Annotated in this window: 21 protein-coding genes, 3 tRNA genes and 1 pseudogene; 13 read left to right on the top strand and 12 right to left on the bottom strand. The window is 72.8% G+C overall.

What is annotated here, in order from left to right:
- Window positions 1-95: 95 nt before the first annotated feature.
- Window positions 96-875 (top strand): sulfite exporter TauE/SafE family protein, encoded by a 780-nt coding sequence (locus EAO71_RS13220; RefSeq protein WP_147977910.1) that lies wholly within the window; start codon window positions 96-98, stop codon window positions 873-875.
- 42 nt (window positions 876-917) lie between these two features.
- On the opposite strand, the gene EAO71_RS13215 is transcribed toward EAO71_RS13220, so the two are convergent.
- The 3 genes from EAO71_RS13215 to EAO71_RS13205 form a co-directional block, all read right to left on the bottom strand.
- A complete protein-coding gene (locus tag EAO71_RS13215) occupies window positions 918-1,535 on the bottom strand; it encodes a class F sortase (RefSeq protein ID WP_147977909.1) in 618 nt (205 codons plus the stop codon).
- Between the two features lie 89 nt (window positions 1,536-1,624).
- Window positions 1,625-2,140: a hypothetical protein gene (locus EAO71_RS13210; protein WP_147977908.1), complete on the bottom strand. Its 516-nt coding sequence runs from the start codon at window positions 2,138-2,140 to the stop codon at window positions 1,625-1,627.
- Between the two features lie 253 nt (window positions 2,141-2,393).
- Window positions 2,394-3,179 (bottom strand): aminotransferase class IV, encoded by a 786-nt coding sequence (locus EAO71_RS13205; RefSeq protein WP_147977907.1) that lies wholly within the window; start codon window positions 3,177-3,179, stop codon window positions 2,394-2,396.
- Window positions 3,180-3,294: 115 nt separating this feature from the next.
- Here EAO71_RS13205 and EAO71_RS13200 point away from each other — a divergent pair, with 115 nt between their 5' ends.
- The 3 genes from EAO71_RS13200 to EAO71_RS13190 all read left to right on the top strand — a co-directional run bounded on the left by EAO71_RS13200 (window position 3,295) and on the right by EAO71_RS13190 (window position 4,767).
- Entirely contained in the window at window positions 3,295-3,897 is a 603-nt protein-coding gene (locus EAO71_RS13200) for an NADPH-dependent FMN reductase (protein ID WP_147977906.1), read from the top strand.
- 106 nt (window positions 3,898-4,003) lie between these two features.
- Window positions 4,004-4,339: a divalent-cation tolerance protein CutA gene (gene cutA / locus EAO71_RS13195; RefSeq protein WP_147977905.1), complete on the top strand. Its 336-nt coding sequence runs from the start codon at window positions 4,004-4,006 to the stop codon at window positions 4,337-4,339.
- Window positions 4,306-4,767: a gamma-glutamylcyclotransferase family protein gene (locus tag EAO71_RS13190; RefSeq protein WP_261992118.1), complete on the top strand. Its 462-nt coding sequence runs from the start codon at window positions 4,306-4,308 to the stop codon at window positions 4,765-4,767. The genes cutA and EAO71_RS13190 overlap by 34 nt, the downstream gene beginning before the upstream one ends.
- Here the strand turns inward: EAO71_RS13190 and EAO71_RS13185 are convergent.
- From EAO71_RS13185 to EAO71_RS13175, 3 genes are all read right to left on the bottom strand, one after another.
- On the bottom strand, window positions 4,733-6,883 hold the full coding sequence (locus EAO71_RS13185) for a molybdopterin oxidoreductase family protein (RefSeq protein ID WP_147977904.1): 2,151 nt from the start codon (window positions 6,881-6,883) through the stop codon (window positions 4,733-4,735). The two genes, EAO71_RS13190 and EAO71_RS13185, sit on opposite strands and share 35 nt — an antisense overlap.
- Before the next feature lie 119 nt (window positions 6,884-7,002).
- On the bottom strand, window positions 7,003-7,707 hold the full coding sequence (locus EAO71_RS13180; protein ID WP_147977903.1) for a SanA/YdcF family protein: 705 nt from the start codon (window positions 7,705-7,707) through the stop codon (window positions 7,003-7,005).
- Between the two features lie 31 nt (window positions 7,708-7,738).
- Complete coding sequence (locus tag EAO71_RS13175) at window positions 7,739-8,536, bottom strand: aquaporin (protein WP_147977902.1); 798 nt, start codon at window positions 8,534-8,536, stop codon at window positions 7,739-7,741.
- An 84-nt stretch (window positions 8,537-8,620) separates the two neighbouring features.
- On the opposite strand from EAO71_RS13175, the gene EAO71_RS13170 reads away from it, so the two are divergent.
- From EAO71_RS13170 to dnaG, 5 genes are all read left to right on the top strand, one after another.
- A complete protein-coding gene (locus tag EAO71_RS13170) occupies window positions 8,621-9,325 on the top strand; it encodes a hypothetical protein (RefSeq protein ID WP_147977901.1) in 705 nt (234 codons plus the stop codon).
- Between the two features lie 115 nt (window positions 9,326-9,440).
- Window positions 9,441-10,361: a sirohydrochlorin chelatase gene (locus tag EAO71_RS13165; protein ID WP_147977900.1), complete on the top strand. Its 921-nt coding sequence runs from the start codon at window positions 9,441-9,443 to the stop codon at window positions 10,359-10,361.
- 114 nt (window positions 10,362-10,475) lie between these two features.
- Entirely contained in the window at window positions 10,476-11,771 is a 1,296-nt protein-coding gene (locus EAO71_RS13160; protein WP_147977899.1) for a deoxyguanosinetriphosphate triphosphohydrolase, read from the top strand.
- Window positions 11,772-11,903: 132 nt separating this feature from the next.
- On the top strand, window positions 11,904-13,163 hold the full coding sequence (locus EAO71_RS13155) for an NAD(P)/FAD-dependent oxidoreductase (protein WP_147977898.1): 1,260 nt from the start codon (window positions 11,904-11,906) through the stop codon (window positions 13,161-13,163).
- 29 nt (window positions 13,164-13,192) lie between these two features.
- Complete coding sequence (gene dnaG, locus EAO71_RS13150; protein ID WP_147977897.1) at window positions 13,193-15,082, top strand: DNA primase; 1,890 nt, start codon at window positions 13,193-13,195, stop codon at window positions 15,080-15,082.
- A 72-nt stretch (window positions 15,083-15,154) separates the two neighbouring features.
- Here dnaG and EAO71_RS13145 read toward each other — a convergent pair whose 3' ends face one another.
- Window positions 15,155-15,490: a hypothetical protein gene (locus EAO71_RS13145; RefSeq protein WP_147977896.1), complete on the bottom strand. Its 336-nt coding sequence runs from the start codon at window positions 15,488-15,490 to the stop codon at window positions 15,155-15,157.
- On the opposite strand from EAO71_RS13145, the pseudogene EAO71_RS13140 reads away from it, so the two are divergent.
- A pseudogene (locus EAO71_RS13140) lies at window positions 15,488-16,520 on the top strand (RNA polymerase sigma factor); the annotation flags it as partial. The gene EAO71_RS13145 and the pseudogene EAO71_RS13140 overlap by 3 nt on opposite strands.
- A 64-nt stretch (window positions 16,521-16,584) precedes the next feature.
- On the opposite strand, the gene EAO71_RS13135 reads toward EAO71_RS13140, so the two are convergent.
- The 4 genes from EAO71_RS13135 to EAO71_RS13120 all read right to left on the bottom strand — a co-directional run bounded on the left by EAO71_RS13135 (window position 16,585) and on the right by EAO71_RS13120 (window position 22,283).
- Window positions 16,585-18,522 (bottom strand): ABC transporter ATP-binding protein, encoded by a 1,938-nt coding sequence (locus tag EAO71_RS13135; RefSeq protein WP_147977895.1) that lies wholly within the window; start codon window positions 18,520-18,522, stop codon window positions 16,585-16,587.
- Window positions 18,522-20,255: an ABC transporter ATP-binding protein gene (locus EAO71_RS13130; RefSeq protein WP_147977894.1), complete on the bottom strand. Its 1,734-nt coding sequence runs from the start codon at window positions 20,253-20,255 to the stop codon at window positions 18,522-18,524. Before EAO71_RS13130 ends, EAO71_RS13135 begins: the two co-directional genes overlap by 1 nt.
- A 104-nt stretch (window positions 20,256-20,359) precedes the next feature.
- Entirely contained in the window at window positions 20,360-21,799 is a 1,440-nt protein-coding gene (locus EAO71_RS13125) for an FGGY family carbohydrate kinase (protein ID WP_147977893.1), read from the bottom strand.
- A 181-nt stretch (window positions 21,800-21,980) separates the two neighbouring features.
- Window positions 21,981-22,283, bottom strand: coding sequence for a YtxH domain-containing protein (locus EAO71_RS13120; RefSeq protein ID WP_147977892.1), 303 nt, complete (start codon window positions 22,281-22,283; stop codon window positions 21,981-21,983).
- Window positions 22,284-22,451: 168 nt separating this feature from the next.
- Here EAO71_RS13120 and EAO71_RS13115 point away from each other — a divergent pair.
- The 3 genes from EAO71_RS13115 to EAO71_RS13105 all read left to right on the top strand — a co-directional run bounded on the left by EAO71_RS13115 (window position 22,452) and on the right by EAO71_RS13105 (window position 22,845).
- Window positions 22,452-22,524 (top strand) — tRNA-Asn (locus EAO71_RS13115).
- 5 nt (window positions 22,525-22,529) lie between these two features.
- A tRNA-Asn gene (locus tag EAO71_RS13110) sits at window positions 22,530-22,602 on the top strand.
- A 166-nt stretch (window positions 22,603-22,768) separates the two neighbouring features.
- Window positions 22,769-22,845: transfer RNA gene (locus EAO71_RS13105), tRNA-Ile, on the top strand.
- Between the two features lie 284 nt (window positions 22,846-23,129).
- Here the strand turns inward: EAO71_RS13105 and EAO71_RS13100 are convergent.
- Complete coding sequence (locus EAO71_RS13100) at window positions 23,130-23,546, bottom strand: organic hydroperoxide resistance protein (protein ID WP_147977891.1); 417 nt, start codon at window positions 23,544-23,546, stop codon at window positions 23,130-23,132.
- Window positions 23,547-23,645 lie beyond the last annotated feature (99 nt).

The following is a 23,645-nucleotide window of genomic DNA, read 5'->3' as shown; positions in this document are numbered from 1 at the left end:
GCCGGACCGGGAGCAGCACGTCACCACCTCAGACGTGGCTCGACTCTCCCGAGATTGATGGACGGCACAGTCATTTTCTTCCTAGGGTCGTGGTCATGCCCGAGATAACCGTGACCACGCTCGTCCTGCTCTGCGCCGCCGCGCTGGTGGCCGGCTGGATCGACGCCGTGGTCGGCGGCGGGGGACTGCTCCTGCTGCCCGCCCTGCTGCTCGGCCTTCCGCACCTGCCGGCCGCCCAGATCCTGGGCACCAACAAGGCCGTCGCGATCGTCGGCACGTCCGGCGCCGCGGTCACGTACGTGCGCAAAGCGCCGGTGCGGGTGAAGACGGCGGTGCGGATCGGACTCGCGGCCCTCGCCGGGTCGATGGCCGGCGCCTTCTTCGCCGCCGGGATCAGCAGCGACGTGCTGCGTCCGGTGATCATGGTCGTCCTGCTCGGCGTGGCCGCGTTCGTGATGCTGCGCCCCGCCTTCGGCACCCGGCGGCAGGACGGGGCGCCGGCCGGCCGGGCGCGGGTCGTCACCGCGATCGTCCTGGTCGGAGGCGGCATCGGGTTCTACGACGGCCTCTTCGGGCCCGGCACCGGTACGTTCCTCGTGCTGGCGCTCACCGCCGTGCTCCACCTCGATCTGGTGACCGCCTCCGCCACCGCCAAGATCGTCAACGTCTGCACCAACGGCGGCGCCCTCGCGATGTTCGCCTACCAGGGCACGGTGCTCTGGCGGCTCGCGGCCGTGATGGCGCTCTTCAACCTGGCCGGCGGCATGATCGGCGCGCGGATGGCGCTGCGGAAGGGCTCCGAGTTCGTGCGCGGGGTGCTGCTGGTCGTGGTCTTCTCGCTCGTCGCGAAGCTCGCCTTCGACCAGTGGTCCTGAGCAGACCGCGCGTCCCGAGGCCGCACGGAGCCGGCCCGTCGTTCAGCGCACCCCGATGAGGTGCCCGAACGCCACCACGTTCCCCTGGTAGCCGGACTTCTGCGAGAAGCCGCCGCCGCAGGTGATCACCCGCAGCTCGGCCCGTCCGGCCTCGCCGTAGACCTTCGTGTCCGGGAAGTCCTCGTTCTCGTAGACCTCGACCGCGTCGATCGTGAAGACGGCGGTCCGCCCGTCCCGGCGGTCGACCTCGATCCGGTTGCCCTTCTTGAGGGCGCCGAGCGCGTAGAAGACGGCGGGGCCGCGGGCGTTGTCGACATGGCCCGCCACGATCGCGGTGCCCTTGGCGCCGGGGGTCGTGCCGTTCCGGTACCAGCCCGCGAGGTTGCGGTCGTCCGCGGGCGGGACGTCGAGCGCGCCCCGCGCGGTCAGCCCGAGCGACGTCATCGGCGTGTCGACGTCGATCTCGGGGATGCGCAGCCGGACCGGTTCGGAGGGCGGCAGCGGGTCGGCGGCCGCGTCGGTGTGCGCGTTCGGCCCGGCGGCGAAGGCCTGCGCCGCGGACGGCATGGGCGGAGTGACGTCCTCCGAGCCGTTCTGGACGAGCCAGATGCCCAGGCACGCGGCGATCGCCACGCCCCAGCCCTTGGTCCTGCTGCTCACGGTTCTCCCTCTCGGGTGCGAGAGATGTGGCCCTGCCCCCGCCGGGCCCCGAAGGGTCGCACGGCGGGGGCAGGGCGTTGCGGTACGACTCAGCGGCCCTGCGCGCCGCTCGCCCGGCGACGCAGGAGCCAGGTACCGCCGACGGCAGCCGCGGCCAGCACCGCCACGCCTGCCGTGATCTGGGCGGTGTCGGGGCCTACGCTGCCCCCGACACCGGTCTGGACGTGCCCGCTCGGGCTCTTGTGCTTGACGACGAGCTCGCCGCGGGCGGTCTTGCCGTTGTCGCAGGCCACGCTGATGCCGTACGAACCGGCCTTGGCGTGCTCCGGGACCGTGAACTGACCGACCACGACCTCCTTGTGCGTGCTCGGATTCAGCTGGAAGTCGCCCGCGCCGAGGGACTGCGCGTCCCCGACACCGTGCCCGTGCTTGCCACAGGCGAGGGTGTTCACCGTGACGGTGGTGCCGGGCGAGGCGGAGGACGGGAAGACCTCCAGGCTCTCGTGGTGCTCGGAGTTCTCGGCGTACGCGGCCGGCGCGGCGAAGGCACCGATCGCGGCGACCGCCAACGCGGTACCGGTGAGCAGGCGGGCAGTGGTGCGCATGAGGTCCTCCGGGGCGCGCTGTCGGTCTTCCTGAGACCGAGGTAAGTGCCGCGGCGCGGCCGGCGCCTGCTGATGGAGGATCAGAATTACTCCGAACGGTGCGGTGTGTCGCCTTGCCTTTCCATTGTTTGTGCAGGTCGGAGCGTTCTGCATGATCCCGGTCGGCGATTCGTGCCGAACGGGTGACCGGCGTGTCGGGCCGGAAGGACGCTCCCCGTCCGTGGTCTCCGCCCGGCCCGCGGGGCGCGGCCGGTCACCTTTCCGCGCCCGGCTCCAGCGCGTCCCAGGGGGCCGCGGCCAGAGCGGCGCCCACCCGTGCCATCAGCGTCCCGTCCACCTCGAACGTCACGTCGTCGATCCGGCGCACGGGGGCGACGCCCCGGGCGTTCGTCACGAACGCCGCCCGGAGGTCCGGCAGGTCCGCCAGCGTCACGCGGCGCCGCACCGAGGGCAGCCGGGCCTCCAGCAGGGACATCGTGATGCCGGTCAGGCACGGCGCCGACGGCCAGATCACGGAAGTGCCGTCCCAGAAGGCGATGTTGGTGACCGCCCCCTCCGCGATCTCGCCGTCCGGGGCGGTCAGCAGGGCGTCGTCGAAGCCCGCGCGCCGCGCGGCGTCCCCGTGGAAGCGCTGGCCGAAGCCGCCGAGGTGCTTGATATGGGCCGCCGGCCGCTGGTAGCCGACCGACTTCAGGCTCTGCGGGGCCGGGTCGGGCGTGAACGGCTCGCGGACCGTCACCACCGTGCGGATCCCCTCGTGGACGTACACCCGCGCCGCCGCGTCCCGGCGCCCGGCCGCCTCCAGAGCACCTGCCAGCAGGGAGCGGACGCGGTTCCCGTCGAGACCCTGCCCGAAGAGCTCGCGGGTGGCGCGGTCGAGGCGTTCGAGGTGCAGCCCGAGGCCCTGGACCCGTCCGTCGCGCACCTGCATCGCCGTGTAGTGCCCGTAGCCGCTGGTGAGGGCCGCGAGGGTCGCGGGGTCGGCGACGGGGCGGCCGTCGATCTCGATGTGCAGGGGTGCGGGGGGAGCCTCGGTCATGACACCACCGTAGGGGGTGTCGTGGGGTCTCCCGCCGGGCCGATCGCAGGAGATCTCCCGGTTCCGGATCGAGCCCCTTGACCTCAACCAGACTTGAGGTAGGAAGGTCGTCCGCATGGACCTCACGAACTCCGCGAACTCCGCCCCGCTCAAGCTCGCCGTCATCGTCGGCAGCGACCGCGAAGGCCGCTTCGGCCCGGTCGTCGCCGACTGGTTCCTCTCCCGCACGGCCGAGCGGGACGACTTCACCGTCGATGTCGTCGACCTCGCCGAGACCGCGCTCCCGACCTCGCTCTCCCATCACCCCGCACCCGGCGTCCGCGCCGAACTGGCCAAGGTCTCCCCGGTCCTGGCCGCCGCCGACGCCTTCGTCGTCGTCACCCCCGAGTACAACCACTCCTTCCCCGCCGCCCTGAAGTCCCTCATCGACTGGCACTTCACCGAGTGGCAGGCCAAGCCCGTCGGCTTCGTGTCCTACGGCGGCATGTCCGGCGGTCTGCGCGCCGTCGAGCAACTGCGCCAGGTCTACGCCGAGATGCACGCCGTCACCGTCCGCGACACCGTCTCGTTCCACCACGCCCACGGGCTGTTCGAGCCGGACGGCAGTCCCAAGGACCCCAGCGGCCCCGACGCCGCGGCCAAGGTGCTGCTCGACCAGGTCGCGTGGTGGGCTCGTGCCCTGCGCGACGCCAAGGCGGTCCGCCCGTACACCGGTTGAGTCCCGGCCCGGCCCGTAGGGCCGACCCCGTCGGCCGCCGGCGGGGCACGGCCGTACGGGTGCTTCCCTGCCGTGACCCGGACGCGGTCCTGAGTACCGTGGCGGGGTGACCCACGCACCCACGGCACTGACCGTACTGACCACCACCGACAGCCCCGCCAAGGCCCAGGAACTCGCGCGCGGCGCGGTCGAGGCCCGTCTCGCCGCCTGCGCCCAGGTCTCCGGGCCGGTCACCTCCGTCTACCACTGGCAGGGGGCGATCGAGACGACAGAGGAGTGGCAGGTGGTGCTCAAGACGACCGAGGCCCGCTACGAGGCGCTGGAGGCCCACCTGCTCGCCGCGCACGACTACGAGACCCCGGAGATCCTCGCCACCCCGGTCGTCCGCGCCTCCGCCGGCTACGTGAAGTGGATCGCGTCCGAGACGGCCACCACCCCGTGACGGCCGGGCCGGAGCTGCCCTTCTTCGTCTACGGCACGCTCCGCCCCGGCCGGCGCAACCACGACCGGTTCCTCCTCGGCCGCACGGCCGCGGAGGAACCCGCACGGCTCGCCGGCGCGGTGCTGCACGACGGCCCCGGCTATCCGTTCGCCGTGCCGGGGGACGGCCGGATCGCCGGCGAACTGGTGACCGCCGCGCCCGGCGCGTACGCCGGGCTGCTGGACGTGCTGGACCGGCTGGAGGAGTACCGCGGGCCGGGCCACCCGCTCAACCTGTACGAGCGGGTGGAGCGGGAGGTGGTCCGGCTCCGGGACGGGGCGGCCGTGCCCGCGTGGGTCTACCTCGCCGCGCCGGGGGTTCCGCTGGGTCCCCCGGTCGCGGGCGGCGACTGGGTCACGCCGGCTCCAGGCGGACCGCGCAGGTCTTGAACTCCGGCATCCGCGAGACGGGGTCGAGGGCGGGGTTGGTGAGCGTGTTCGCCCGGCCCTCGCCCGGCCAGTGGAAGGGCATGAAGACGGTGTCCGGCCGGATGGCCGTGGTGATCCGGGCCGGCGCCACCGCACGCCCGCGCCGCGAGACCACCGCGACCCGCTCGCCGTCGGCGACCCCGATCCGCTCGGCGAGCCGCGGGTGCAGCTCCACGAAGGGGCCGGGCGCGGCGCTGTTCAGCTCCTCGACCCGCCGGGTCTGCGCGCCGGACTGGTACTGCGCGACGACCCGTCCGGTCGTCAGCACGACCGGGTACTCGTCGTCGGTCTCCTCGCCCGACGCCCGGTGGACCACGGACACGAACCGCGCCCGGCCGTCGGGGGTGGCGAACCGGTCGAGGAAGAGACGCGGCGTGCCGGGGTGCGGGCGCCCGCCGGTCCCGGCGCCGGACGCCCCGTCGGCCTCCGGCGCACCGTCGGACGGGGACGTCCGCGGGACCTCGGGGCAGGGCCAGAAGACGCCGTCCTCCTCCTGGATGCGGCGGTAGCTGATGCCGGAGTAGTCCGCGGGGCCGCCCGCCGAGGCGCGGCGGAGCTCGTCGAACACCTCCTCCGGGTCGGTGGGGAAGCCCTTCTCCCAGCCGAGCAGCGCCGCGAGCGCGTGCAGCACCTCCAGATCGCTGCGGACCCCCGGCGGCGGGGTGAGCGCGCGGCGGCGGAGCAGGACCCGGCCCTCCAGGTTGGTCGTGGTCCCGGTCTCCTCCGCCCACTGGGTCACGGGCAGCACCACGTCGGCCAGTTCGGCCGTCTCCGACAGGACCACGTCCGCGACGGCGAGGAAGTCGAGCGACCGCAGCCGCTGTTCGACGTGCCCCGCGTGCGGGGCGGAGACGACCGGGTTGGAACCCATCAGGAGCAGGGTCCGCACGTCGCCGCCCAGGGCGTCGAGGAGTTCGTAGGCGCTGCGGCCCGGCCCCGGCAGGGACTCCGGCGGCACGTCCCAGACCCGGGCCACGTGCGCGCGGGCGGCGGGGTCGTCGAGCTTGCGGTAGCCGGGGAGCTGGTCGGCCTTCTGGCCGTGCTCGCGGCCGCCCTGGCCGTTGCCCTGCCCGGTGAGGCAGCCGTAGCCGGAGAGCGGGCGCCCGGCCCGCCCGGTCGCCAGGCAGAGGTTGATCCACGCGCCGACCGTGTCCGTGCCCTTGGACTGCTGCTCAGGGCCGCGCGCGGTGAGCACCATCGCGTTCTCCGCGTCGCAGAACATGCGCATGGCCTCGCGCAGCAGCGGCACGGGCACGCCGGTGATCCGCTCGACCAGCTCGGGCCAGTGGGCCATCGCCCCGGCCCGCGCGGCCTCCCAGCCCTGGGTGCGGGTGCGGACGAACTCGTCGTCCACGCGCCCCTCGGCGACGACGAGGTGGAGCAGGCCGAGGGCGAGCGCGAGGTCCGTGCCCGGGCGCGGCGCGAGGTGGAGGTCGGCCTGCTCGGCGGTCCTGGTGCGGCGCGGGTCGACGACGATCAGCCGGCCGCCGTTCTCCTTCAGCTCGGTGAGGTAGCGCAGGGCGGGCGGCATGGTCTCGGCGAGGTTGGAGCCGACGAGGATCACGCAGCCGGTGCGCGGGATGTCCTCCAGGGGGAAGGGGAGTCCCCGGTCGAGGCCGAAGGCCCGCTGGTGGGCGGCGGCCGCCGAGGACATGCAGAAGCGGCCGTTGTAGTCGATCTGGGAGGTGGCGAGGACGAGCCGGGCGAACTTGCCGAGCGCGTACGCCTTCTCGTTGGTGAGACCGCCGCCGCCGAAGACCCCCACGGCGTTCGGACCGTGGTCGGCGCGGGTCCGGCGCAGCCCGTCGGCGACGGCGGCGAGCGCCTCCTCCCAGGTGGCCGACTTCAGCGCACCTGTGTCAGGGCAGCGGACCAGGGGCTCGGTCAGCCTGACCCGGGAGGAGAGCACGGCCGGGGCGGTGCGGCCCTTGCCGCACAGCGCGCCCCGGTTGACCGGGAAGTCCGTGCGGTCGACCACCTCCACGGAGCCCGTCCCCTCCGGCGAGCGGCGGAGCGACATGCCGCACTGGAGCGCGCAGTAGGGGCAGTGCGTGGGGGTGGTGACAGCCTCGGACATGTACGAGAGCGTGCGACGCGCGTGTTACGGGAGGGGGCGCGCCCGATTACGGGACCGGTACGTCGGACTCCGCCGCCGGCCTCGCCGCGGGTGAGGGCAGCGGCCGGTGGGGGCGTGCCCTACCGCGCCGAGGCCAGCGCCTCCGTCACGCCCTTCTCGCGGTCTCCGAGGAAGTGGGGGTCCGGACGCAGCGCCGCGTCCAGCGCCGCCTTACCGGCGGCGAACAGCTCCCGGGTGCCGCCGTAGTAGAACGTGGCGTCGTGGGGCTCGACCACCTTGACGCCGTAGGAGTCGACGCCCGCCGCCGCGCACAGCGCCACCGCGCGCCGGATGTGGAAGTCCTGCGTGACGAGGACGGCCCGGTCGACGCCGAAGATCTTCTTCGCGCGCACGCACGAGTCCCAGGTGTCGAAGCCCGCGTAGTCGCTGACGATCCGCGCGTCCGGCACGCCGTGACCGGTGAGGTACGTGCGCATGGCGTCGGGTTCGTCGTACGCGCTCCGGCTGTTGTCGCCGGTGACGAGCACGACCTTGACCTTGCCCGTGCGGTACAGCTCCGCGGCGGTGTCGAGCCGGTGCGCGAGGTAGGGCGTCGGGCGGCCCTTCCACAGGCCGGCGCCGAAGACGACGGCGACGTCCTGGGCGGGCACGTCGGCGGTGGTGCGCAGCCGCCCGTCGGCGGTGGCGTGCATCCAGGTGGCCGGGGCGAGCGCGAGCACGGTGCCGAGCATGACGGCCTGGACCGTACGGCGGCGGGCCCGGCGGCCGCGCGGCAGCAGCCGCACGGCCCTCTTCAGCCGGGCGGGAACGCGTACGCGTCGCATGGACGTACCTCCGTGGATCTTGCCTGCCCCGTCACCTCAACCGACGCAGAATGCGGCCCCTCGGTTCACTGGGAGGCGGCGGCGGTGTGGCCGGGTCGCCCGGGTCCGCGGGGCGCGGCACCGCCGGACCGGCCGTTCCCGCGCGCCCGGATCCGTACAGCACGGTGGCCAGGGCGATGCCCAGCAGGGCTCCCAGGAACTGCGCGCCGATGAAGCCGGGCAGCGAGCCGGGGGCGATCCCGGTGAAGGAGTCGGAGAAGGAACGGCCCACCGTGGCGGCCGGGTTGGCGAAGGAGCCCGAGGAGGTGAACCAGATGGCCGCCGCGATGTACGCGGCCACCGCGACCGGGGCGAGCGAGGTCCGGTCGATGTGCCGCAGACCCTGGACGATCAGGACGAGCCCGGCGGTGGCGACGGTCTCGCCGAGCAGCAGGGAGACGTCCGCGTGGGCCCGCGTGGACCAGGTGCCGGGCGTCCGCCCGAACATGGCCTCGGCGAGGAGGGCGCCGGCCACGGCGCCGGTGAGCTGTGCGGCGACGTAGGCGGCGACCTCGCGGACGTCCGGTGCGCCGGCCTCGCGGCGCCTCGACCACCACTCGGAGAGGGTGACCACGGGGTTGAAGTGGGCGCCGGAGAGCGGGCCGAGAAGGGCGATGAGCAGTCCGAGGCCCAGGGCGGAGGCGAGGGAGTTGGCCAGCAGCCGGACCCCGATGTCCTGGCTGAGCGCGTCGGCCCGGATGCCGGAGCCGACGATGACGGCGACCAGGGCGGCGGTGCCGACGAGTTCGGCGACGGCACGTCGGTGCAGCGCCGGAGGAGTCATTCTCATGATGGAAAATATATTCCGCAGTGCGGAAGTGCGGATAGGGAAAAGAATGACGAGAAGCGCGGGACGTGGTCGTACGATCCACAGATGATCAACGACGCCGTCCGTAACAACGCCGAGTGGTGCGAGGCGATGTGCCGGGCCCACGGCCGCCCCGGCACCTTCGCCCCGCGCGTGTGGACCAACGCCCTCCGCACGCCGACCTACTACCCGGACGCCGTCACGCTGACCGCCGACGCGGGCGTCCGCGACGTCCTGGACGGCATCGACCGCGGCGCCCCCGGAGCCTCCGTCAAGGACAGCTTCGCCCGTCTCGACCTGGCGGCGGAGGGCTTCCTGCTGCTGTTCGAGGCGGAGTGGATCCACCGCCCGGCGGGGCTTCCCGCTCCCGCCGCCGACGGTGCCGCCGGCCTGCGCTGGAGCCCGGTCCGCACCCCGGCGGACCTCGCCGACTGGGCGCTGTCCTGGAGCGGCGGCGACGCGGAGGAGGCCGCGCTGTTCCGCCCGGAGCTGCTCGCCGACCCGGCGACCACGATCGTCGCCGGACACCGCCCCGACGGTGCGATCGCCGGTGGCGCGGTGCTCAGCGACAGCGGACCGGTGACCGGCGTGTCCAACCTCTTCGCCGTCGACGGCACAGACCCGGCCGAGGCATGGGCCGGCTGCCTGGGCCTGGCCGACCCCGGCCGCCCGGTCGTCGGCTACGAGTCCGGCGACGACCTGGCACCCGCCCACGCGGCCGGCTTCTCCTCCTTCGCGCCGCTGCGGGTCTGGCTGGACACCGGCGCCTGACACCGGCGCGGGACACCGGCGCCTGACACCGGCGCGGGGCACCCGGTGAGCGGGCGGAAAACACTCGTGACCCCGGCGCAACGGGCAGGCAACGTGCCGGGGTCAGGATCGGTCCATGACGGAGCCGGACAGCACGTTCGACAGCACCGCCCAGCTGCTGGGACGGATCACCGCACAGCTCGGCGCCCAACTGGGCCGCGTGCATCTGAACGGGCGTGGCGGCCGAATGACTCACGGAAGTCCCGACGCCCCCGACGAAACGCGCAGGCCCATGAGAAGCACCGCCCCCACCCTTGTCGCCGTCGGCCACGGCAGCCGCGACCCCCGGGCGCGCGCCACCCTCGGCCTGCTGCTGGACCGGGTCCGCGACCTGCGGCCCGGCCTCGACGTCCGCCTGGCGCACATCGAACTGAACGCGCCGCTCCTCGACGACACCCTCGCCGGTCTCGCCGGGGGGCGCCCCCGCGACGCCGCCGACGCCGTCGTCGTACCCCTCCTCTTCGGGCCCGGTTACCACGTCAAACAGGACCTGCCCGCCGCTGCCGCCGCCGCACCCGGACTGCGGATCCGCACAGCGCTCCCGCTCGGCCCGCACCCCCTGCTCGTCGAGGCGCTCGCCGACCGGCTCGCCGAGGCGGGCTGGACCGCCCGGGACGACGCCTCGCCGTCCGCCGGCGTCGTCCTGGCAGCGGCCGGCTCCCGCGACCCCGAGTCGCTCGCCGTCGTCCGCCGCGTCGCACGGCTGCTCTCCGAGCGGCTCGGCCACGTGCCCGTCGTCCCCGCCTTCGCCTCCGCCGCCGCGCCGACCGTGCCCGACGCCGTACGGTCCCTCGCCGCCCGCGGCCGGCACCGCGTCGCCGTCGCCTCCTGCTTCACCGCGCCCGGTCTGTTCGCCACCCGCAGCGCCGCCCACGCCCCCTGGATCGCGGCGGCCCCGCTCGGCGACCACCCGGCCCTGGCCCGGCTGATCCTGCACCGCTACGACGAGGCCCTGCGCAGGCCCGCCGTCCCCGCGCGCGAACTCGCCACCGCCTGACGACCGCCTGCCCCGGGCGCCGTCCGGCGGGGAGCGCCCCCGCCGGCCGCCCCGTCCCGGTGCGAAACGCACGCCCTGCCCCCAGGTGTCGGTCCCTCCGGTTACCTTCGGTGCATGGAAGGCAACACGGACACCCCGGGATACGACGACACCGCCACCGAACGATGGGCCGCCGAACCCGACAAACGGCCCGGCCGCACCGCCTTCCAGCGCGATCGCGCGCGGGTGCTCCACTCCAGCGCGCTGCGGCGGCTCGCCGGCAAGACCCAGGTCGTCACCCCCGGAACCCGCGGCCACGCCTGGGACGCCAGCCCCCGCACCCGGCTCACCCACTCCCTGGAGTGCGCCCAGGTCGGCCGGGAACTCGGCGCCGCCCTCGGCTGCGACCCCGACCTCGTCGAAGCGGCGTGCCTCTCCCACGACATGGGCCACCCGCCGTTCGGGCACAACGGCGAACAGGCCCTCAACGACTTCGCCAAGGACTGCGGCGGGTTCGAGGGCAACGCCCAGTCGCTGCGCCTGCTCACCCGGATCGAACCGAAGCGGTTCATCGCCGATCCCGCCGGCGGCGAGCCCGTCAGCGTCGGCCTCAACCTCACCCGCGCCGCGCTCGACGCCGCCACCAAGTACCCCTGGCCGCGCGGCGGTCATCCCGAGGACCCCGACTCGTCCAAGTTCGGCGTCTACGAGGACGACCTCCCGGTCTTCGCGTGGGCACGCCAGGGCGCGCCCGGCCACCGCAAGTGCTTCGAGGCCCAGGTCATGGACTGGTCCGACGACGTGGCGTACTCCGTGCACGACTTCGAGGACGGTCTGCACGCCGGCCACATCGACCCCGACATGCTCTTCGCCGAGCCCGAGCGCGCCGACATCTGGACGGTCGCCCTCGGCCGCTACGTCCCGCCGGACACCGACCCGCAGGAGCTCGCCGACGCCCTCGACCGGCTCACCGGACAGGACTGGTGGCCGCACGGCTACGACGGCTCGGCCGTCGCCCAGGCCCGGCTGAAGGACGCCACCAGCCAGCTGATCGGCCGCTTCTGCCTCGCCGCCGAGGGCGCCACACGGCAGCGGTACGGCACCGGCCGTCTCACGCGCTACGCGGCCGAGCTCGTCGTCCCGCGGGAGACCCGCAACGAATGCGCCGTCCTCAAGGCCGTGGCGGACCGGTACGTGATGCAGCGCGCCGAGCAGGAGGCGCTCCGCGCCGACCAGCGCATCGTCCTCGCCGAGCTCGCCGAGGCGCTGACCGCCCGCGCGCCCGAGGAACTCGACCCGCAGTTCCGCGCGCTGTTCGACGAGGCGGGCGACGACCGCGCGCGCAAGCGGGTGATCATCGACCAGATCTCCTCCCTCACCGACGCCTCCGCCCGCGCCCTCCACGCCCGGCTCCACCCCCGCCACGGCTGACCGGCCGACGAGGTCACGCCCCCTTCCGCCATCACGCTCCGTGCGGGACGCTCGCTGCAAGGCCCGAGGCGGAACGGCCCGCCGAACGGCCGGAGGCGTAGCGTAGAAGCGGTCGCAACGAGGAGGCATCACGTGGTCGACGCAGATCAGACCTTCGTCATCGTCGGCGGGGGCCTCGCCGGGGCCAAAGCCGCGGAGACCCTTCGCGCCGAGGGCTTCAACGGCCGGGTGATCCTCATCGGCGACGAGCGCGACCATCCCTACGAACGACCGCCGTTGTCCAAGGGCTACCTCATCGGCAAGGATGAGCGCGACGGCGTCTTCGTCCACGAGGCCGCCTGGTACGCCCAGAACGACATCGAGCTGCACCTCGGGCAGGCGGTCACCACCGTCGACCGCACGGCGCGCACCGTCCGCCTCGGCGACGGCACCACCATCCGTTACGACCGGCTCCTGCTGGCCACCGGCTCCGAGCCCCGCCGCCTCGACATCCCCGGCACCGGACTCGCCGGCGTCCACCACCTGCGCCGCCTCGCCCACGCCGACCGGCTGCGCCACGTGCTGGCCGCCCTCGGCCGCGACAACGGCCACCTGGTGATCGCGGGCGCCGGCTGGATCGGCCTGGAGGTCGCCGCCGCGGCCCGCGGGTACGGCGCCGAGGTCACCGTGGTCGAGTCCGCGCCGACCCCGCTGCACCAGGTCCTCGGCCCCGAGCTCGGCCAGCTCTTCGCCGACCTGCACGCCGAGCACGGCGTCCGCTTCCACTTCGGCGGCCGGCTGACCGAGATCGTCGGCCAGGACGGCATGGTCCTCGCCGTCCGCACCGACGACGGCGAGGAGCACCCCGCCCACGCCGTCCTCGCCGCCATCGGCGCCGCGCCGCGCACCGCCCTCGCCGAATCGGCCGGCCTCGCCCTGGTCGACCGCGCCCACGGCGGCGGCATCGCCGTCGACGAGTCCCTGCGCACCTCCGACCCGGAGATCTTCGCGGCCGGCGACGTCGCCGCCGCGCACCACCCGCTGCTCCACACCCGGCTGCGCGTCGAGCACTGGGCCAACGCCCTCAACGGCGGGCCGGCCGCCGCCCGCGCCATGCTCGGCCGCCCGGTCAGCTACGACCGGGTGCCGTACTTCTTCTCCGACCAGTACGACCTGGGCATGGAGTACTCGGGCTGGGCCCCGCCCGGCTCGTACGACCAGGTCGTCCTGCGCGGCGACGTCGGCAAGCGGCAGTTCATCGCCTTCTGGCTGAAGGACCGCCGGGTGCTCGCCGGGATGAACGTGAATGTGTGGGACGTCACAGAGTCGATCCAGCGGCTCATCCGATCCGGGGCCCCGGTGGACCCGGACGCCCTCGCGGACCCCTCGGTCCCCCTCGACGGCCTGACCTGAGAAGCCGCCCGGCACCGTAGGATTCATGCGTGGCAGGCAGGATCAACGATGACGACGTGAAGGCGGTACGGGACGCGGTCCCGATCGACTCCGTCGTGTCCGAGTACCTTCAACTGCGCAACGCGGGCGGCGGCAACCTCAAGGGCCTGTGCCCCTTCCACGACGAGAAGTCGCCCTCCTTCCAGGTCAGCCCCAGCAAGGGCCTGTTCCACTGCTTCGGCTGCCAGGAGGGCGGCGACACGATCGCCTTCGTGATGAAGATCGACCACCTCTCCTTCTCGGAGACGGTCGAGCGCCTCGCCGCCAAGGCGGGCATCACGCTGCGGTACGAGGAGGGCGGCTACAACCCCGGCCACCAGCGCGGCGAGCGCATCCGGCTGGTCGAGGCACACAAGGTCGCCGCCCAGTTCTACGCCGACCAACTCGGCGGAGCCGAGGCCGAGATCGGCCGGAAGTTCCTCGCCGAGCGCGGCTTCGACCAGGCCGCCGCCGAACACTTCGGCGTGGGCTACTCCCCGGCCGGCTGGGACCACCTCACCCGTTTCCTGCGCGGCAAGGGCTTCTCCGACAAGGAGCTGATCCTCTCCGGGCTCTCCCAGGACGGCCGCCGCGGCCCCATCGACCGCTTCCGGGGCCGCCTGATGTGGCCGATCCGGGACGTCGGCGGCGAGGTCGTCGGCTTCGGCGCCCGCCGGCTGCGCGAGGACGACAACGGCCCCAAGTACCTGAACACGCCCGAGACGCCGATCTACAAGAAGTCCCAGGTGCTCTACGGCATCGACCTGGCCAAGAAGGACATCGCCAAGGTCAGCCGGGCCGTCGTCGTCGAGGGCTACACCGACGTCATGGCCTGCCACCTGGCCGGTGTCACGACCGCCATCGCCACCTGCGGCACCGCCTTCGGCGGCGACCACATCAAGATCCTCCGCCGGCTCCTCATGGACAACGGCTCGGCCCGGGTGATCTTCACCTTCGACGGAGACGCGGCCGGCCAGAAGGCCGCGCTGCGCGCCTTCGAGGACGACCAGAAGTTCGCCGCGGAGACCTACATCGCCATCGCGCCGGACGGCATGGACCCCTGCGACCTGCGGCTGGCCAAGGGCGACCAGGCCGTGGCCGACCTCGTCGAGCCGCGCACCCCGCTGTTCGAGTTCGCCCTGCGCCAGATCGTGCGCCGCTACGACCTGGAGACCCCGGCCGGCCGGGCCGCCGCCCTCGACGAGGCGGCCCCGATCGTCGCCCGTATCAAGAACGTCGCCTCGCAGCACGAGGTCGCCGTCCAGCTCGCGGGCATGCTCGGCATCCTCGACACGCCGTTCGTGGTCCGGCGCGTCGCCCAGATCGCCCGCTGGGCCCGGGACCGCGGCGGCCGGGGCCCGGCGCCCGCGCAGAACCGCACGGCGCCCCCGCCGATCCACGCCCCCCAGGCCCCGGCCGGCCCCGCGCTCAACCTGCGCAGCCCGGCCCACCGCACCGAGCGCGAGCTCCTCAAGCTGGCGCTCCAGCGCCCCGAGCTGGTCTCGCCCGCCTTCGACGCCTACGGGGTCGACGAGTTCACCGCACCGCCCTACGCGACCGTGCGCCAGTGCATCCAGGACGCGGGCGGGGCCACCGACGCGCCCTCGGACTACCTGGCCACCGTCCGCGAGGCCGCGCCCAACGACACCGTCCGCGCGCTGGTCACCGAACTCGCCGTCGAGGCGATCTTCGCCAAGACCGTCGACGAGGCCTACGCCGGAGACCAGCTCGTCACCGTCCGCCTCCGCGCGGTCGACCGCCGCATCCGGGAGGTACAGGGCTCCCTGGCGCGCCTCGGCGCGCACGGGGACCCGGAGCAGCAGGCCGCCGTGCAGAACGAGCTGTGGGTGCTCACCCAGTACGGACAGTCCCTGCGGAACAACGGCGCGGCCGCGCTCTGAGCGCCGCCCCGGCGGCGCACCGGCCATCGCCCGGGACAGGGTCCCCCTTCGTAGTCGGCCGCATTCAAAAAGTCACCGCACGCCCCTCGTGGCGGTGATGTGTCGTACCCCACACTGGTGGGCGGTGCCTGAGCCCTCGGAGCGTGCCCCCGCGGTTCCGCTCATCGTGTACGGGACGGACAGTGGCGGCCCGGCCGCGCCCGTCCCGCTGTCGCACGCCCCCGAACCGGCAGCGAACGGGAGGCGGACGGTGACGAGCTGGTCTCCGGCGTAGGCCTCGTCGACGGTCTTGGCGAAGATCGCCTCGACGGCGAGTTCGGTGACCAGCGCGCGGACGGTGTCGTTGGGCGCGGCCTCGCGGACGGTGGCCAGGTAGTCCGAGGGCGCGCCGGATCCCGCCGGCCTCACCGACGAGGCGGATCCCGCGGAGGCGGCCGCGCCGGCCGAGCCGGTCGAGCCGGTCGAGACGGAGCCCGTGGAGGAGATCGAGGCACCCGCCCCCCGCCGCGTCGACACCGGCGGGAGCGGACCCTCCTCCGACCTCTTCCGGCAGTACCTGCGCGAGATCGGCCGCATCCCGCTGCTCACCGCGGCCGAGGAGGTCGAGCTCGCCCGCCGCGTGGAGGCCGGGCTCTTCGCCGAGGAGCGGCTCGCCTCCGCCACCGACCTCGACTCCCGGCTGGCCCTCGACCTGGACCGGCTCGTGGTCATGGGCCGGATGGCCAAACGCCGCCTCATCGAGGCGAACCTGCGCCTGGTCGTCTCCGTCGCCAAGCGGTACGTGGGGCGCGGGCTGACGATGCTCGACCTGGTCCAGGAGGGAAACCTCGGCCTCATCCGCGCGGTGGAGAAGTTCGACTACGCGCGCGGCTACAAGTTCTCGACCTACGCGACCTGGTGGATCCGCCAGGCGATGTCCCGCGCGCTGGCCGACCAGGCCCGGACGATACGCGTCCCCGTCCACGTCGTGGAGCTGATCAACCGGGTCGTCCGGGTCCAGCGCCGGATGCTCCAGGAGCGCGGCTACGAGCCCACGCCCGAGGAGGTCGCCGCCCAGCTGGACCTGGCACCCGAGCGGGTCGGTGAAGTACTGCGCCTCGCCCAGGAGCCGGTCTCCCTGCACGCCCCGGTGGGCGAGGAGGACGACGTCGCGCTGGGCGACCTGATCGAGGACGGGGACGCCGCCTCCCCGGTGGAGTCCGCCGCCTTCCTGCTGCTGCGCGAGCACCTGGAGGCGGTCCTCTCCACCCTCGGCGAGCGTGAACGCAAGGTCGTCCAGCTCCGCTACGGCCTCGACGACGGACGGCCCCGCACCCTGGAGGAGATCGGCCGGATCTTCGGCGTGACGCGCGAACGCATCCGCCAGATCGAGTCCAAGACCCTCAACAAGCTCCGGGACCACGCCTTCGCCGACCAGCTGCGCGGCTACCTGGACTGAGACGCGGCCCCCGGGTTCGTGCGAGGTCCCCGGTGCCGGACGGACGCCCGGCACCGGGAACGCGTCAGTCGACCTCGACGACCGCCTGGGCGAACTGGGCCGCGTACAGCCGCGCGTAGGCGCCGTCCACCGCCAGCAGCTCGTCGTGCGTGCCCTGTTCGACGATCGAGCCGTTCTCCATCACCAGGATCACGTCCGCGTCCCGGATCGTGGAGAGCCGGTGCGCGATCACGAAGCTGGTCCGCCCGTGGGCGAGCCGCGCCATCGCCTTCTGGATCAGGACCTCGGTCCGGGTGTCGACGGAGCTGGTCGCCTCGTCCAGGACGAGGATCACCGGGTCGGACAGGAACGCCCGCGCGATGGTGATCAGCTGCTTCTCGCCGGCGCTGACGCCCGCCCCGTCGTCGTCGATGACGGTGTCGTAGCCGTCCGGCAGCGTGCGGACGAAACGGTCGGCGTGCGCGGCACGCGCCGCCTCCTCGATCCGCTCCCGGGTGACCGGGCCGCTCGCACCGTAGGCGATGTTCTCGGCGATCGTCCCGCCGAACAGCCAGGTGTCCTGGAGGACCATGCCGATGCCGGCCCGCAGCTCCTCGCGGGACATCGACGCCGCGTCCACGCCGTCGAGCGCGATCCGGCCGCCGGTGACCTCGTAGAACCGCATGAGCAGGTTCACCAGCGTCGTCTTGCCCGCGCCGGTGGGTCCGACGATCGCCACCGTCTGCCCCGGCTCCACCGTCAGCGACAGGTCCTCGATGAGCGGCTTGTCGGCCTCGTAGCGGAAGGACACGTGCTCCAGCTCGACCCGGCCCTTGCCGGCCGCGGACTCGGAGGGCCGCTCGCTCACCGGGGAGTCCGGCTCCTGCTCCTCGGCGTCGAGCAGCTCGAAGATCCGCTCGGCCGAGGCGACGCCCGACTGCACCAGGTTCGCCATGGACGCGACCTGCGTCAGCGGCATCGAGAACTGCCGGGAGTACTGGATGAACGCCTGCACGTCACCGATCGACAGGGTGCCCGAGGCCACCCGCAGACCGCCGACGACGGCCACCAGCACGTAGTTGATGTTCGAGATGAAGAACATCACCGGCTGCATGACGCCGCTGTTGAACTGGGCCTTGAAGCCCGCCTCGTACAGCGCCTCGTTCTGCTCGCGGAAGTCGGCGGCCGACTCGTCCTGCCGCCCGAAGACCTTCACCAGCGCGTGACCGGTGTACATCTCCTCCACGTGCGCGTTCAGCTTGCCCGTGGACTTCCACTGCTGCACGAAGTGCGGCTGCGAGCGCTTGCCCACCTTGGCCGCCACGACCACCGACACCGGCACCGTCACCAGGGCGACGAGCGCCAGCAGCGGCGAGATCCAGAACATCATCGCCAGTACGCCGACGATGGTGAGCAGCGAGTTGATCAGCTGGCCCATCGACTGCTGCAGGGTCTGCGAGATGTTGTCGATGTCGTTGGTGGCGCGGCTGAGGACCTCGCCCCGCTTGGCCTTGTCGAAGTACGACAGCGGCAGCCGGGACAGCTTCGTCTGCACGTCCTCCCGCATCCGGAACACGGTGCGGTTGATCACCTTGATCGACATCCGGGTGGAGACCAGCATCAGCAGGCCGGCCACCACGTAGACGGCGAGCGCCCACAGCAGCACCTGACCCACCGCGGTGAAGTCGATGCCCTGACCGGGGGTGAAGTCGACCCCGGACAGCATGTCCGCCATCCCGCCGTTGCCCTCGGCCCGCAGCGAGTCGATGGCCTGCGCCTTCGTGGCACCCTCGGGCATCTGCCGCCCGACCACGCCCGCGAAGACCAGGTCGGTCGCCTTGCCGAGGATCTTGGGGCCGACCACCGAGGCGGCCACGCTGAGCACGCCGGCGATCACCATCGGCCAGAGCGAGCTCCGTTCGGGCGCCAGCTGCCGCAGCAGCCGCTTGCCCGAGCCCTTGAAGTCCATCGACTTCTGGTCGGGGCCGCCGCCGGCCATCATCCGTCCGCCAGGACCGGCCATCAGGCTGCCTCCGCCTCGGTCAGCTGGGAGAGCACGATCTCCCGGTACGTCTCATTGCCTGCCATCAGTTCGTGATGGCGTCCGGTGCCCACGACCCGGCCCTGGTCCAGGACCACGATCCGGTCGGCGTCCCGGATGGTCGACACCCGCTGGGCGACGATCACGACGGTCGCGTCCGCCGTCTCCTCGGACAGCGCGGCCCGCAGCAGCGCGTCGGTCTTGTAGTCGAGCGCCGAGAACGAGTCGTCGAAGAGGTAGATCTCCGGCCGCTGCACCAGCGTCCGGGCGATGGCGAGCCGCTGGCGCTGCCCGCCGGACACGTTCGTGCCGCCCTGCGCGATCGGCGCGTTCAGGCCGGCCTCCAGCTCCCGCACGAAGTCCGCAGCCTGGGCCACCTCCAGGGCGTGCCACAGCTCCTCGTCGGTCGCGTCGGGCTTCCCGTACCGCAGGTTCGTCGCGACCGTGCCGGAGAAGAGGTAGGGCTTCTGCGGGACGAGTCCGACCGTCCGCGCCATCAGCGCCTGGTCGAGCGTCCGGACGTCGACGCCGTCGACCAGGACCTCGCCGCCGGTCACGTCGAAGAGCCGCGGCACCAGTCCGAGCAGGGTGGACTTGCCGGAGCCGGTCGAGCCGATGATCGCCGTGGTCTCGCCGGGCCGGGCCTCCAGGGCCACGCTCCGCAGCACCGACTCCTCGGCGCCCGGGTAGCGGAAGTCCGCCGCCCTGACCTCCAGATGCCCGCGCTGCCGCAGCTCGCGCACGGGCACGACCGGCGGCACCACGCTGGACTCGGTGCCGAGCACCTCCTCGATGCGCTCGGCGCACACCTCGGCGCGCGGCACCATCATGAACATGAAGGTGGCCATCATCACGGCCATCACGATCTGCATCAGATAGGCGAGGAAGGCGGTCAGCGCGCCGATCTCCATCCCGCCGCTGTCGATGCGGTGTGCTCCGAACCAGACCACCGCGATGCTGGAGACGTTCACGACCGTCATCACGGTCGGGAACATCAGCGCCATCAGCCGGCCGGTCGCCATCGACACGTCGGTCAGCTCCGTGTTGGAGACCTTGAAGCGGTCGCGCTCGTAGTCGTCCTTCACGAAGGCCCGGATCACCCGGTTGCCCGAGATCTGCTCCCGCAGCACCCGGTTCACCGTGTCCAGCCGCTCCTGCATGGTGCGGAACAGCGGACGCATCCGCTTCACGATCAGCGAGACCGCGATGCCGAGGACCGGGACCACCGCGAGCAGCACCGCCGACAGCGGCACGTCCTGACCCAGCGCCATGATGATGCCGCCGACGCACATGATCGGCGCGGACACCATCAGCGTGAAGGCCATCAGCACCAGCATCTGGACCTGCTGGACGTCGTTGGTGGTGCGGGTGATCAGCGACGGGGCGCCGAAGTGCCCGACCTCGCGGGCGGAGAAGGACTGCACGCGCTCGAAGACCGCGGCGCGGACGTCGCGGCCGAGCGCGGACGCGGTCCGGGCTCCGTAGTACACGGCGCCGATGTTGCAGACGACCTGGACCACGGAGACCGCGACCATCAGGGCGCCGAAGCGGAGGATGTAGCCGGTGTCCCCGTTCACGACACCGTTGTCGATGATGTCGGCGTTCAGGGTCGGCAGGTAGAGCGAGGCGCAGGTCTGCAGCAGCTGCAGGAGCACCAGCAGGGCGATGGGCTTCTTGTACGGTCCGAGGTGGGTTCGGAGGAGTCTTATGAGCACGGGTTCTACTATCGCCCGTGGCCCCACGGCGTTACGACCGGGTTTTCCCGACCTGGTCAAGCCTTTGCGAAGCCGGGCTCCGGGCGGCCCCGGAGCCCCGACGGCTACGCGTCGAAGGCGCCCGGGTGGATCTGCTCCCGCGTGGCCCGGTACTGCTGCCGCACCGCCTGACCCACCGCCATTTCCTCGCCCGGCTCGAAGACCTGGGCCGCGGCGCCCTGCCAGGCCGGCGGGGCACCGGGGGAGAGCCTGCCGTGCGAGACGCCGAGCGCCCACGCGGCCTGCCGGGCCGCGCCCAGCGCCGCGTAGTCCGCCGGCTGCGGGACGACGACCTGCGCGCCGAAGACGGCCGGCGAGAGCGCCTGCACGGCGGGCAGCTCGGCCGCCGCGCCCAGCAGGAACACCCGGCGCACGTCGACGCCGCGTCCGCGCAGCACGTCCATGGCGTCGGCGAGCGCGCAGAGCATGCCCTCGAAGGCGGCCCGCGCGAGGTGCTCGGGCTTCATCGACTCGCGGCGCAGACCGCTGAGGGTGCCGGCCGTGTGCGGCAGCTGCGGGGTGCGCTCGCCCTCCAGGTAGGGGAGCAGGACGAGACCGGAGGCGCCGGGGGTCGACTTCAGCGCGAGCGCCGACAACTCCTCCAGGCTGTCCACGCCGAGCATCTCGGCGGTGCCGCGCAGCGTCCGGACGGCGTTGGAGGTGTGGACGACGGGCAGGTGCATGCCGGTCGCGTCGGCGAAGGAGGTGATCATGCCCTGCGGGTCGGTGAGCGCCTCGTGGTGCACGGCCATCACCGAGCCGGAGGCGCCGAGGGAGACGACCGCGTCACCGGGGCCGAGCCCGAGGCCGAGCGCGGCGGCCATGGTCTCGCCCGTACCGGCGGAGATCAGCAGGCCCTCGGGAGTGGTCCCGGCGGCCTCGGCGGGACCGAGCACCTCGGGCAGCATGGCCATGTGGCCGAGCGCCAGCTCGACCAGATCGGGACGGTAGGTGCCCGCGCCGGCGGACCAGTACCCGGTGGCGGAGGCGGCGCCGCGGTCCGTGGTGCGGCGGAGGGGGCGGCCGAGGAGCTGCCAGACCAGCCAGTCGTGCGGCTGGAGCACCATCGCGACCCGCTGGGCGTTCTCGGGCTCGGTCCGGGCCAGCCAGCGCAGCTTGGCCACGGGCTGCCCGGCCTGCGGGACGGACCCGACCGCCTCGGCCCACGCCTGCCGCCCGCCGAACGCCTCGACCAGATCGGCCGCGGCGACCTGCGCCCGCTTGTCGTTGCCGATCATCGCGGGCCGTACGAGGCCGCCCTGCTGGTCAAGCGGCACGAGCCCGTGCTGCTGGGCGGAGACGCCGATCGCCTGGACCCCCTCCAGCAGACCGCCGGTGGCCGCCTCGCCGAGCGAGAGCAGCCAGGCCTGCGGGTCGACGTCGGTGGCCTTCGGGTCGCCGGGATGCTGGGCATAGCCCTGCCGCAGCACGGCACCCGTGTCCGCGTCGCAGACGACGATGCGTGTGAACCCCGAAGAGCTGTCCAAACCCGCGACTATCCCCATGGCAAGAGATTCTGCCGCACGCGGAGGAGTAGGGGGAGCGCCCGCGGGGTAGGAGACGCGTTTTCGCGCACGGTCCGGAACCGGCCCGGCGCCCCCGGGGCCATGGCGCGTCCGGACCGTGCGCGGCCCCGGGGCCGGTGAGCGGCGCCGCGTGAGCTTGACCACGGTCCGCGTGCGGGCGTCAGGTGTTGCTGACGCCCCACTCGTCCTCGGTCACCTGGCCGTTGTGGTGGCGCAGGGCGTGGATCCGCTCGGTCATCGAGTCCGGCAGCCGGTCGCCGACCTTGTCGCTCACCACGTGGAGCGCCTTGCCCGCCACCTGGCGGCCGGTCTGCGCCGCGGACTCCGCCGCGTTGCGCACGGCGGGGTTCTGCGAGATCTCCCGCGCGGACTTCTTCATCTGCTCGTAGCGCTCGCGCCCGGCCCGTGTGCCGATGACGTAACCGAGGGCCAGTCCCACGACGAACGTCAGCTTGTACCGCACGGCGGCACCACCCTTCCCTGGAAGTTTGCCGATGCCTCACTGGTGCCCACGAGCGCGCGCGGCATACCGATTGGCGGAGCACCCCCCTGCTTGCGCTAATGTATGTGTCGCAGCGAGCGAGCGCCGCCCGGGACACCCGAGGTGGGTACGTTCGGTGCAACGCAGCAATCCCCTGTAGCTCAATTGGCAGAGCAGCCGGCTGTTAACCGGCAGGTTACTGGTTCGAGTCCAGTCGGGGGAGCGCGATCCCCTGTAGCTCAATTGGCAGAGCATTCGGCTGTTAACCGGAGGGTTGCTGGTTCGAGTCCAGCCGGGGGAGCGATCGGAAAGAGGACCCTTCGGGGTCCTTTTTTCTTATGCCCGGGAACCATCTCGTCCGGGTCGAAGTCCTCATGATTGTGGTTGCCGGGCGCCACAGCAGGAGATCGTATGAGCAGCTATGCTGCGGCAGACGGCGCGCACACTTGTACGCGCCACGCCGTTGAGGGGCGGTAGCTCAGCCGGTTAGAGCAGCGGACTCATAATCCGTCGGCCGTGGGTTCGAGTCCCACCCGCCCCACCAACGCACGGTGAAGCAGAATCGTTCTGGCCAGCGCGATCGTCGGCCGGGCGATTCGCCACCGCGACGGCGGCGGTATCCGCCTCGTGCATCTCACCCCAGTCTGCGGACGGCGGGCGCGAGCAGTCGGCCCGACACGCCCACATCACCCGGATGGCACGGCCCGTGTGCCGGCCACCTCTTCGTGAGCCTCTTCTCCCCACCCCCGGCCGGCGCCGTCCGGGCCGGGGACGGCGAACGCCCCCGGCGCGTGGGGCTGCGCCGGGGGCGGACATGCGGGGTGGCGACTACTCGATGACGAGCTCCACCTGGATGTTGCCGCGGGTGGCCTTCGAGTACGGGCAGAAGGCGTGGGTCTTCTCGAGCAGGGTGCGGCCCGGCTCGCCCTGGAGGTGGTCGGGGAACTCGGCGCGCATGACGACCGCGAGACCGAAGCCGCTGTCGGCCTCGTCCTTGCCGATGCTGACCTCGGCGGTCACCGAGACGTCCTTGACGTCGATCTTCTCCTGGCGGGCTATCACGCCCATGGCGCTGGCGAAGCAGGCGGCGTAACCGGCGGCGAAGAGCTGCTCCGGGTTCGTGCCCTGGCCGTTGCCGCCGAGCGCCTGGGGGTGGGCGAGGGGGAGGTCGATGTGGCCGTCGGAGCTGACGGCGCGGCCCTCGCGGCCGTTGGCGGTGGCGACAGCGGTGTAGATCGCGTTCATGGGTGTCTCTTCCTGTCCTCGTGCGGAGCCGGTGCGGTGCTGAGTCATTGGTATCGCACAATTCAGTTGTGCACAACTCAATGGCCCTCGCGTAACCTG

The organism is Streptomyces sp. MS191 (assembly GCF_008042125.1).
Classification (GTDB): Bacteria; Actinomycetota; Actinomycetes; order Streptomycetales; family Streptomycetaceae; genus Streptomyces.
This window is presented reverse-complemented; position numbering and strand designations above follow the sequence as displayed.

What these genes read in the sequence shown, in the direction of transcription:
- EAO71_RS13220 (WP_147977910.1), top strand. Translation starts at nt 96, where the DNA reads ATGCCCGAGATAACCGTGACCACGCTCGTCCTGCTCTGCGCCGCCGCG.
- EAO71_RS13210 (WP_147977908.1), bottom strand. Translation starts at nt 2,140, where the DNA reads ATGCGCACCACTGCCCGCCTGCTCACCGGTACCGCGTTGGCGGTCGCC.
- EAO71_RS13135 (WP_147977895.1), bottom strand. Translation starts at nt 18,522, where the DNA reads ATGGCCGGTCCTGGCGGACGGATGATGGCCGGCGGCGGCCCCGACCAG.
- EAO71_RS13100 (WP_147977891.1), bottom strand. Translation starts at nt 23,546, where the DNA reads ATGAACGCGATCTACACCGCTGTCGCCACCGCCAACGGCCGCGAGGGC.
- EAO71_RS13180 (WP_147977903.1), bottom strand. Translation starts at nt 7,707, where the DNA reads ATGCGACGCGTACGCGTTCCCGCCCGGCTGAAGAGGGCCGTGCGGCTG.
- EAO71_RS13170 (WP_147977901.1), top strand. Translation starts at nt 8,621, where the DNA reads ATGATCAACGACGCCGTCCGTAACAACGCCGAGTGGTGCGAGGCGATG.
- EAO71_RS13175 (WP_147977902.1), bottom strand. Translation starts at nt 8,536, where the DNA reads ATGAGAATGACTCCTCCGGCGCTGCACCGACGTGCCGTCGCCGAACTC.
- EAO71_RS13125 (WP_147977893.1), bottom strand. Translation starts at nt 21,799, where the DNA reads ATGGGGATAGTCGCGGGTTTGGACAGCTCTTCGGGGTTCACACGCATC.
- EAO71_RS13160 (WP_147977899.1), top strand. Translation starts at nt 10,476, where the DNA reads ATGGAAGGCAACACGGACACCCCGGGATACGACGACACCGCCACCGAA.
- EAO71_RS13205 (WP_147977907.1), bottom strand. Translation starts at nt 3,179, where the DNA reads ATGACCGAGGCTCCCCCCGCACCCCTGCACATCGAGATCGACGGCCGC.
- EAO71_RS13200 (WP_147977906.1), top strand. Translation starts at nt 3,295, where the DNA reads ATGGACCTCACGAACTCCGCGAACTCCGCCCCGCTCAAGCTCGCCGTC.
- EAO71_RS13165 (WP_147977900.1), top strand. Translation starts at nt 9,441, where the DNA reads ATGACGGAGCCGGACAGCACGTTCGACAGCACCGCCCAGCTGCTGGGA.
- EAO71_RS13185 (WP_147977904.1), bottom strand. Translation starts at nt 6,883, where the DNA reads ATGTCCGAGGCTGTCACCACCCCCACGCACTGCCCCTACTGCGCGCTC.